The following is a 9,484-nucleotide window of genomic DNA, read 5'->3' on the forward strand; positions in this document are numbered from 1 at the left end:
CGCCCTACCGCGCCGCGCGCGCCGACGTCAGACGCTGCGCCTCCCGGTCGACGGCCTTGGGCGCCATCCCCTGCTTCATTCCGGCCAGCTTGGCGTTGATGTTGTCGGCGACGGTGATCGGCGGGTATCCGGGCTGGTCTGTGCGCGAGCAGCCGGGCAGTGTTTCGATGACGGCGTCGAAGTTGCCGTCGAAGAAGAAGGCCGCGGAACGTCGTCGGATGATCTTCCCGTCGACGACGGGCGGATCGACCCGATGAATGGTCGACATCCAGCGGTCGTTGGTCCAGCGGGCCATCGCGTCGCCGAGGTTCACGATGAGCGCGCCGGGCTCGGGTTGGACGTCGTGCCAGGTGCCGTCGCGATCGAGCACCTGCAATCCCGGCACACGGTCGGCCCACAGCACGGTGAGGATGCCGAAGTCGGTGTGGGCGCCCATCCCGGTCAACTCGCCCGCGAGTTCGATCTCGCCTTCTGGCAGCGTGTAGTTGTTCATCTTCAACGCGTCGATCGAGTGATCGGTGAGCGCGTCGAAGTATCCGTCCGGAAGTCCGAGTGCTTCGGTGAAGGCGTGCAACAGGATTCGCGAGACATCTCGCGCCTGTGCGAACCATTCTTCGACGGCCGGCCGGAAGCTCGCCACCGCGTCGTCGGGCCAGGTGTTCTCGGGATAGCTGGACTCGGGAAGATCTGTTGCGGCATACCAGGATTGCTCAGACCCGACCGTGAACGCCTCGTAGAAGTCGTTCATCTGGTTCGCGGCCGCAACACCGAGACTCATGCTCAGCGACTCACTCTTGGGCGGACTGTAGCCACGGTTGGCACCCGGCCGCGTGTAGTTCTTCTTCACGTCGAGCGGGAGTGCATAGAACGCATCGAGGGCTTCGGTGAGACCGTCGACGACGCTCTGGGAGATCCCGTGTCCGACGACTTGCATGAATCCGACTGTGGCAGAGGCTTCGTCGAGTTGACGCGCAACCTGTGCCCGTTGCTCGGGGGTGCTCTGCAGGTCGGCGTAGGGCGAGATGTCGATGATGGGGACGGTGAACATGCCTGAATTTCCTTCTTCGGGTGGCGGTTAGCGGGCTACGACTACGAGTGGGAGGTCAGCGGCGGCGGGCGACGGCAGCGTTGAGCATGCTGAACACCGCGAAGACGGCGATGCCGAACAGCGATGCGAGCACGATGGCCGCGATGAGATCATCGGACTGCAGACGCGCGCGGTAGACGTCGAGCAGGGTGCCGATCCCCGGTTCGCCCTTCGCGAAGAACATGTCGCCGATGATCGCACCCACAACCACGAGCCCCGACGCCGTGCGGAATCCGGTCATCATCGCCGGAAGTGCCGCCGGGAACTCGAGTTTCAGCAACCGCTGGGTGCGCGAGGCCTTCGACAGCGTGAACAACTCGTGCATTCCACGGTCGACGGAGGTGAGTCCGAAGTGGGTGTTGGCGATGATCGGGAAGATGGCGATGATCACACACACGATGGTGCGGGCCACCATGCCGTACCCGAACCACAGACCGATCAGCGGGACGATCGCGAGAACCGGAATCACCTGCAGCACAACGGCCCACGGGTAGATCGCCCGCTCCATCAGCGAGCCGCGGCTCATCAGCACACCGATGGCGATGCCGATGACGGCGGCGAACAGGAAGCCGACGAGACTCACCTTCGCGGTCACCCAGAGTGCGTCGAGCATGGGGTTGACGTGGGCCTTGTCGAGCAGCGAGTTGGTCAACACCTCGTGCGGCGGCGGAAGAAGGAATCGCCGCTGCGGAGAGAGGATCACCATGCTGACCAGGTACCAGAGCCCGATCGCCGCGGCCAGCGACACCGCGGGCGGTGCGACCATGCGCACCACCGTGCGCATTCGAGATCTCGCCGACGATGTTGCGCCGCCACCCGATGCGCCACCTGGTGCGTCTCCCGAGGTCGAGGCGGCCGGCGCCGCTGCGGCGACAGCGGTGCTCGACGTCGAATCATGAGTCATTGCAGTCGTTGTGATGGTCATCAGGCACCTCGGAGTGTTTCGGAGATCGCGGCGACGTACGACGTGAAAGCCGGGTCGAAGCGGATGTCAGGTTGACGGGGATAGGGCAGGTCGATGCGGATGTCGGCAGCGATCCGGCCTGGTCGGGCAGACATCACGATCACGCGGTTGGCGAGGAACACGGCCTCGGGCATCGAGTGGGTGATGAACAGCGCGGTGAATCCCCTATCGCCGTAGAGCCGCAGCAGTTCTGCCTGCATGTCGAGGCGCGTCATCTCGTCGAGCGCGCCGAACGGCTCGTCGAGCAACATCACCTCTGGTTCCTTGGTGAGCATGCGCGCCAACGAGACTCGCATCTTCATGCCACCCGAGAGCGTGCGCGGAAGCTGCTTCTCGAAGCCGGCAAGGCCTACGGCGTCGATCGCCGCGGCGGCACGTGCCCGACGCTCCGAGCGTGGCTCGCGCGCGATCTCGGCACACAGTTCGACGTTGGCCTGCACGGAACGCCACGGCAGCAGTGTCGGCTCCTGGAAGATCACTCCGACCGAATCGGTGGCCAGTGCGACGCTTCCGGTGGTCGGCGCCTCCAGACCCGCAGCCATGCGCAGGAGCGTCGATTTGCCGCAGCCGGAGGGTCCGACGATCGCGACGAAGTCGCCGCGGGCGATGTCGAGGTCGACGTCGGCGAGAGCGATTGTGCCGGAGTCGAACTGCTTCGATACGCCCGACGCCGAGATCATCACACCCTTGGTGAGATGCCTCGCGTCAGCGTCGTTGACGGTGTCGATCAGGTTCATGGGTACATCCATCAGAGCCACGGCACATGAGAGCGCCTACATGTAAGAGTCGGACTTAATTCGCTTTCCGATTGTTGGTTACATGCATTGCGGGCGCGTGACCTGACGTAAACAGTATGTGACAGAACCCCGGGACTTGACCCCGTCTACGCAGGTGAAGAACCGCCAAAGTGCATGTCAAACGCAATTTTCCTGCACCAGATCCGCTCAGCGACGCTACATGCACCGGACTCGCAGGTTTCGCCGCAAGCCCCTACATTTACATGTAATCCACTCCAGGGACCGGCGACGTCGGTCTCGTTCACCCTTCCGCAAGAGGAGCTCTACCGTGTCCACAGATTCGTCGTCTCACGTCACCTCGCGACGTCGCAGACTGTCAGTACGCGCAGCAGTCGTCGCGGCAACCGCCTCCGCCTGTGTCGCCGCGCTCGCCGGGTGTACCGACTCGTCGTCGACGTCGTCGGGTTCAGCGCAGTCGCTGCCGCCCGCACCCGCCGAGTACAACCTCGCATCCGTGTGCCCGAAAAACGTCGTGGTGCAACTGCAGTGGCAGCCACAGTCGGATATGGCGGGCGTGATCGGACTGATGGGTCCCGGCTACACCGTCGACGCGAACCAGAAGTCGGCCACCGGCCCGCTCGCGTACGACGGCAAAGACACCGGCGTCGACATCACCCTGCGAGCGGGAGGCCCCGCGATCGGCTTCCAGTCGGTTCCCTCGGTGATGCACGCCGACGACAACATCGACCTCGGGCTCGTCCACGGCGACCAGCTCGTCTCGGCTGCGGCGAAGCAGCGGGTCGTCGCACTCACCCCGTTGCTGCAGTACAACCCGTCGATCCTGATGTGGGATCCGGAGAAGCACCCCGACTGGCGCACCATCGCCGACATCGGCAAGTCTGACGCGACCGTCGTCGTCTCGAAGGAGCAGGTCTTTCCGCAGTGGCTGGTGGCCAAGGGGCTACTGAAGCAGAGCCAGCTCGACACCGGGTACGACGGCGCGCCAGCACGATTCGTCGGCGACCCGTCGATCGCGCAGCAGGGGTTCGTGAACTCCGAGCCCTACACCTACGAGCATGAGACACCGTCGTGGGACAAGCCCGTCGCCTACGCGATGGTCCGCGACGCCGGCTACGACGTCTACGCGTCGAACGTGAGTGTGCGGCCCGACAAGATGGAGAAGCTCTCGCCCTGCTTGGAGAAGCTGATCCCGATGATCCAGCAGACCGGCAAGAACTACGTGAACTCCCCCGATGCGATCAACAAGACCATCACCGATTGGGTCTCGCAGGACGTCTCGTTCAGTACGTACAGCGCGGGCGAGGCGTCGTACTCGGCCAAGATCCTCAAGGAGAAGGGCGTCATCGGCCCGGACGCCGCAGGCGTGTGGGGCGGCATCGACATGGCCAAGGCGCAGGAGTCGATCAATCAGCTGATCCCGGTGCTGAACAAGACCGGATCTGATCTACCCGCGCAGATCCCCGCGACCGACCTGTACTCGACCCGGTTCATCGACACGAAGATTCAGTAGGGCAGGGGTTCAGTAGGGCTGGGGTTCAGTAAGGTCGGGTTCAGTAGGGCGGCCCGGAAGTCATTCGGGGCACCGACACTCGGTGCCCCGAATGTCCGGACCGACCCACTATCCTCTGACCAATGGAATTCCTGCTGATCATCGTCATCGCTCTGTTGGCGATCATCGTCGTCGTGCTCGTCTTCAACGTCTTGACCAAACGCAAGCGCGAGCAGGCCGAGCGGGACGGGTTGTATTCGCGCACGTACCAGCCGCGCGACCCCTTCTCGAGCGCAGACGACGACGCCGTCCGCGGCGATCCTCGCCAGCTCAAGCCGGGCGACCTCGTCGAGATCCGCGGAGAGACGTTTGCGGTCCGTGGCACGCTGAAGCTCTCGCAGGACGGCTTCTCGTGGGCAGAGAACTTCCTCGACACCGGCCTCGGTCGGAAGGTCTGGATCTCGGTCGAGGACGATCCGGACCTCGAGGTGGTCCTCTGGCAGGAACTCAGCGGCGTGACCCTGACCCCCGGACCGGCATACGTCGACCTCGAAGGTCGGCGCTACACCAACGACGAGGCCGGTTCGGCGCAGTTCACGTCGTTCGGAACGACGGGCCTCGCCCAGGTCGGTCGGATGCGCTACCACGATTACGCTGCGGGTAACGACCGACTGTCCTTCGAGGACTACGGCAGTGGTTGGGAATGCGCACGCGGCGAGGTGCTCGCCCATTCGGAGTACCGCATCTATCCGTCGAATCCCGGCCCGGGGCAGCGGTGAGCCCGTTCACCGACCTCGACGTCGCGTTCTCCGACACTCGGGCCGGTCAGCTCGGTTTCTCGCTGACCGCGTCCCAGCGTGAGCCGCTCGCTACGGCAGATCACACCATCGGGTCGCTGACGTTCTCCATCCGGCTGCTCGGTGCCAGCCACCAGATCGTCATCACCGACGACGCGCACGAGCTGTGCGAGACGGTCGCCTGCCTCCCCGATATCACCACCGCACTGCCGGACAGCTTCCAGGCCGACGGCTACGTGTTCTCCTCGCGCGTCATCGAGTGCAGCTCCGATGCGATGGCCGAGATGCTCGAACAGATCGAGTCCGAGGTCGATGGACATGCGCGCGCCGGGCTGCCGGCGTTACTCGGACGATTCCCCGGCAACGAGCTCGCGGTGACTGCGGTGACCGCCGACATCGACGACGACGCGCTCATCTGGCGCACGTGGCACACGTATCCGCAGGCAGGCGAGGTGGTTCTGACGTCGAGCCGACTCGAGCGCGGGACGCTGGCGGTGCGCTCATGACGTATCCGCCGGGAGGCTTCTTGGGGCCGGGCGGCCCGAATGGCCCCGACCCCAACGGTCAACGACCACCCGGCTCCGGAAACACCGACCCTGCCCGACGGCTCCGTTTCGCTCGCAACTTCATCATCGCGTTGATTGTGCTGGTCGCGGCGGTAGTGCTCGGCTCGTACGCGGTCAGCGCGCTTCGAGGAGCCGCGACAGGGGACGCGCGCGCCTACGTGACGTCGCACTACCAGCGGGACAGTTCGCTCGACGAGTCCGACGTCGACGCGTACGTCGCCGATGGCGACCCGTCGACAGTGGCCGCGCAACTCACCTCCGCGCAGAATCCCACCGACCAACGCGCGGGCGACTCCGCGAGCGCGGGCAACGTCGCAGATACACAGTTTCTGCAGTACCCGGGCTACCTCATCGGCCTCTTCCCTTATGCCACAAACAAAACCAAGGTGATGGTCAGCCGCGACTACCGATCCGGGTACAACCACTATCACAGCTACGTCGGCGGCTATTGGGTCCCGACACCCGACTTCTCGGGATCGGGAAGCTCCAACCGCGGCGGTGGCAGTGGAACCGGAAAGTAAGGCGCACAAGCACAGAGCGGGATGCACGTTCTGCCCGCACACAGCAGTCCGATCAGAGCAAGCATGAGACACGGGAGTACACACATGATCTCGGCCCACGCGATCCTCACCAACACCTACTACGCCGCCGCCTACGCGGGTGTCGGGGTGTTGCTGATGCTGATCTCCTTCGCAGTCATCGACGCTCTGACGCCGGGCAACCTGCGTCATCAGCTGTGGATCGACCGGAACCGTAATGCGGGAATCCTCGTCGGCTCCAATCTGATTGCGGTCGCGATCATCGTCACCGCTGCGATTGCAGCGAGCGAGGGGCGTCTCGCCGTCGGGCTGACCTACACCGTCATCTACACACTGATCGGCCTCGCCGTCATGTGCGCGACGTTCTTCGTCATCGACCTGTTCACTCCCGGCAAGCTCGGTGAAATCGTCATCGGGGAAGAAAGCCATCCCGCGGTGTGGGTCCACGGCATCTCCCACGTCGGCATCGCCGTGATCGTCGCCGCCGCAATTCTGTGACGCTCTTGGCCGACGACGTCGCACCTCGATCACGACTCGCCCGCGTCGGGTTGCTCGCGGTCGTTTTCGTCTGCGCGGCATGCGGTCTCGTGTACGAGCTGGCGCTGGTCTCGCTCGGCTCGTACCTGATCGGCAACACCGCGACGCAGGCGTCGATCGTCCTGGCCGTCATGGTCTTCGCGATGGGCGTCGGCTCGCTGGCGGCCAAACCCCTGCAGCAGCAGGCGGTCACGGCGTTCGCAGCCATCGAACTCGCTCTGGCGCTACTCGGCGGATTGTCGGTTCTCGCGCTGTACGCGGCGTTCGCGTATCTGTCGCTCTACACCCAGGCGCTCGTGGTGGTCGCCTTTGTGTTGGGGCTGCTCATCGGCGCGGAGATCCCGCTGCTGATGGTCTTGTTGCAACGTATTCGCAAGCAGGAGGCGGGTTCTGCGGTCGCCGACCTGTTCGCCGCCGACTACATCGGAGCACTCATCGGCGGTCTGTGCTTCCCGTTCGTACTACTACCCGTGTTCGGACAGTTGCGCGGCGCTATCGTCGTCGGCCTCGTCAACGCCATCGCCGGCTGCTTCCTGGTCTTCGTGATGTTCCGGAAGTCGCTGACGCGCACCGGGTTCGCTGTGCTGAGCGTGGCCGCCGTCGCGGTGATCGCGGTATTGGTTGCCGCGCTGGTCTATGCCGACCGTTTCGAGGTGACCGCACGTCAGGCGATGTATCGAGACCCGATCGTCGCTGCACAACGCACGCAGTATCAGGACATCGTCATCACGGAGCGGCGCATCGGCTCCGATCGCGATACGCGGCTGTACCTGAACGGCGATCTGCAGTTCGCATCGAGCGACGAGTACCGCTATCACGAGGCCCTCGTCCATCCCGCGATGGCCGACGCGGTGGCCCGCATCAGTGAGAGCGGATCGACGTCGCCGTCGGTGCTCGTCCTCGGTGGTGGCGACGGCCTCGCCCTACGAGAAGTGTTGCGCTACCCCGATATTCGGCCAACCCTCGTCGAACTCGATCGCGCGATGATTCACCTGGCACGCACCGATCCCCGACTGCTCGGGTTGAACCGGAACTCCATGAACGATCCGCGTGCCACCATCGTCACCGCCGACGCCTTCACATGGTTGCGACAGCAGCACGAGCGGTACGACGTGATCATCGTCGACATGCCCGACGCAGACGAATCAGCAACGGCCAAGCTGTATTCGACCGAGTTCTACTCACTCGTGAAGGCCCACTCCGCACCGGGCGGGCGGATCGTCGTGCAGTCCGGCTCACCGTACTTCGCGCCGAAGTCGTACTGGTGCATCGGGTCGACGCTGCGTTCTGCCGGGCTCGCCGTGACGCCGTACCACGTCGACGTCCCGTCGTTCGGCGACTGGGGATTCTTTCTCGCCGATGAGGGCACGCCCCCGAAGCTCCACCTGCGCGCTCCGGGGCCGATGCGCTTCCTCAGCGAAGCCGAACTGTCTGCGGCCGCGGTGTTCCCACTCGACCGACAGCCACTCGAGATGCCACCGTCGACCCTCATGGACCCGCGGATCCTGCGCTACGCCCAGGGCGAGTGGGCCACCTACTGATCCGGGAGAACGGCTACCGCGGGTCGACGAAGATGTCGTACTCGATCGGGTCCTGCCCGCCGTAGATCGAGAAGTCGGTGACACCGTCCTCAGCCAGTACCTCGACGTCGAGGTAGCACCGGCCGGTCTGCGTGGAGTCCTTGGAGAGCACGGCGACAGCGGCGTCGGCCATGATCTGCGGCGATCGGGAGTGCGCGACGGCTTCGTCACCACCGAGCAGGTTGCGGACCGCGGCGGTTGCGATGGTCGATTCCGGCCACAGGCAGTTGCTCGCAACGGCGGCGTCGGCATATTCGGCGGCGAAACCCATTGCCGCAAGCGTCATTCCGTACTTGGCAAGCATGTAGCCGGGGTGCTTGCCGAGCCACGCTGCGCTCATGTTGAGCGGCGGCGACAGCGTGAGCACGTGCGCATTCGGCGACTTTCGCAGGTACGGAAGACACTTCTGGGTGAGCAGGAAGGTCCCTCGGACGTTGACCTGCTGCATGAGATCGAACCGGCTTATCGGCAGTTCTTCTGTCGGCGTCAGGTTCAACACGCTCGCGTTGTTGATGCAGATGTCGACGCCGCCGTAGGTATCGACCGCTGTCTGGACAGCACGCGCGACGTCGTCTTCATTGCGCACATCGCCGACAACGCCCGTCGCCTTGCCGCCCGCCGCCTCGATCTCCTCGACGGCCGTGTGGATGGTGCCGGGCAGCTTCGGGTGCGGTGCGTCGGTCTTGGCCAGCAGCACGATGTTGGCTCCTCGAGCGCCGAGCGCGGTCGCAATCGCAAGCCCGATCCCGCGGCTACCGCCTGAAATGACGGCGGTGCGTCCCTCGAATGTCCGATCGGATGTTGACGACGTTCCTGTGGCCACCGTGGCCCCTCTCCTGCGAGTCGATTCCGTGGCATCGTTTTGGCCAGCGCCGACTGCGCACCGCCATCGGTGCGCTGCCCACTACGAAATCAGTTGTGCGCCTGACTCAATCGGTCACATGAAGGTGCGGATGTGTGTCGGGGCGCTCTTGAGAGCAGAGTTGCACATCCACACCACGAGGTCAAGACCGAGCGATCGGTCGGGAGGTCGCAAGGGCCCAGTCGACGGTCTACAGCGCACAGTCGACGGTCCCGAGCGCACAGTCGACGGGCGGGTTCAAGGGAACGTGGCAACACTCTGAGTGATTGGGGTGTGTGATGCGGGTGTTGAGGCGTGGTCAGTCG

At 64.6% G+C, this 9,484-nt stretch carries 11 protein-coding genes; 7 read left to right on the forward strand and 4 right to left on the reverse strand.

The window, feature by feature from the left end:
• Positions 1–4: 4 nt before the first annotated feature.
• Both A5766_RS18795 and A5766_RS18800 read right to left on the reverse strand, forming a co-directional pair.
• A complete protein-coding gene (locus A5766_RS18795) occupies positions 5–1,048 on the reverse strand; it encodes an isopenicillin N synthase family dioxygenase (RefSeq protein ID WP_064905927.1) in 1,044 nt (347 codons plus the stop codon).
• Positions 1,049–1,103: 55 nt separating this feature from the next.
• Positions 1,104–1,853, reverse strand: a complete 750-nt coding sequence (locus A5766_RS18800) for an ABC transporter permease (protein WP_005204836.1) — start codon at positions 1,851–1,853, stop codon at positions 1,104–1,106.
• Between A5766_RS18800 and A5766_RS25370 the strand changes: the two genes are divergently transcribed.
• Positions 1,852–1,986: a hypothetical protein gene (locus A5766_RS25370; protein ID WP_269446992.1), complete on the forward strand. Its 135-nt coding sequence runs from the start codon at positions 1,852–1,854 to the stop codon at positions 1,984–1,986. The two genes, A5766_RS18800 and A5766_RS25370, sit on opposite strands and share 2 nt — an antisense overlap.
• 25 nt (positions 1,987–2,011) lie before the next feature.
• On the opposite strand, the gene A5766_RS18805 is transcribed toward A5766_RS25370, so the two are convergent.
• Complete coding sequence (locus A5766_RS18805; RefSeq protein ID WP_005204835.1) at positions 2,012–2,788, reverse strand: ABC transporter ATP-binding protein; 777 nt, start codon at positions 2,786–2,788, stop codon at positions 2,012–2,014.
• A gap of 328 nt (positions 2,789–3,116) precedes the next feature.
• On the opposite strand from A5766_RS18805, the gene A5766_RS18810 reads away from it, so the two are divergent.
• The 6 genes from A5766_RS18810 (at position 3,117) to A5766_RS18835 (ending at position 8,278) form a co-directional block, all read left to right on the forward strand.
• Positions 3,117–4,319, forward strand: a complete 1,203-nt coding sequence (locus A5766_RS18810) for a hypothetical protein (protein WP_064905929.1) — start codon at positions 3,117–3,119, stop codon at positions 4,317–4,319.
• A 122-nt stretch (positions 4,320–4,441) separates the two neighbouring features.
• Positions 4,442–5,077, forward strand: coding sequence for a DUF4178 domain-containing protein (locus tag A5766_RS18815; RefSeq protein ID WP_005204831.1), 636 nt, complete (start codon positions 4,442–4,444; stop codon positions 5,075–5,077).
• On the forward strand, positions 5,074–5,601 hold the full coding sequence (locus A5766_RS18820; RefSeq protein WP_005204829.1) for a DUF2617 family protein: 528 nt from the start codon (positions 5,074–5,076) through the stop codon (positions 5,599–5,601). The genes A5766_RS18815 and A5766_RS18820 overlap by 4 nt, the downstream gene beginning before the upstream one ends.
• A complete protein-coding gene (locus A5766_RS18825; protein WP_005204827.1) occupies positions 5,598–6,182 on the forward strand; it encodes a DUF4247 domain-containing protein in 585 nt (194 codons plus the stop codon). Before A5766_RS18820 ends, A5766_RS18825 begins: the two co-directional genes overlap by 4 nt.
• An 84-nt stretch (positions 6,183–6,266) precedes the next feature.
• Positions 6,267–6,698, forward strand: coding sequence for a DUF350 domain-containing protein (locus tag A5766_RS18830; RefSeq protein ID WP_005204825.1), 432 nt, complete (start codon positions 6,267–6,269; stop codon positions 6,696–6,698).
• Positions 6,695–8,278 (forward strand): polyamine aminopropyltransferase, encoded by a 1,584-nt coding sequence (locus tag A5766_RS18835; protein ID WP_005204823.1) that lies wholly within the window; start codon positions 6,695–6,697, stop codon positions 8,276–8,278. The genes A5766_RS18830 and A5766_RS18835 overlap by 4 nt, the downstream gene beginning before the upstream one ends.
• Positions 8,279–8,291: 13 nt before the next feature.
• On the opposite strand, the gene A5766_RS18840 is transcribed toward A5766_RS18835, so the two are convergent.
• Positions 8,292–9,140, reverse strand: coding sequence for an SDR family oxidoreductase (locus A5766_RS18840; protein WP_039855156.1), 849 nt, complete (start codon positions 9,138–9,140; stop codon positions 8,292–8,294).
• Positions 9,141–9,484 lie beyond the last annotated feature (344 nt).

This window comes from Gordonia sp. 852002-51296_SCH5728562-b (genome assembly GCF_001665475.1).
In the GTDB taxonomy this organism is placed as follows: Bacteria; Actinomycetota; Actinomycetes; order Mycobacteriales; family Mycobacteriaceae; genus Gordonia; species Gordonia sputi.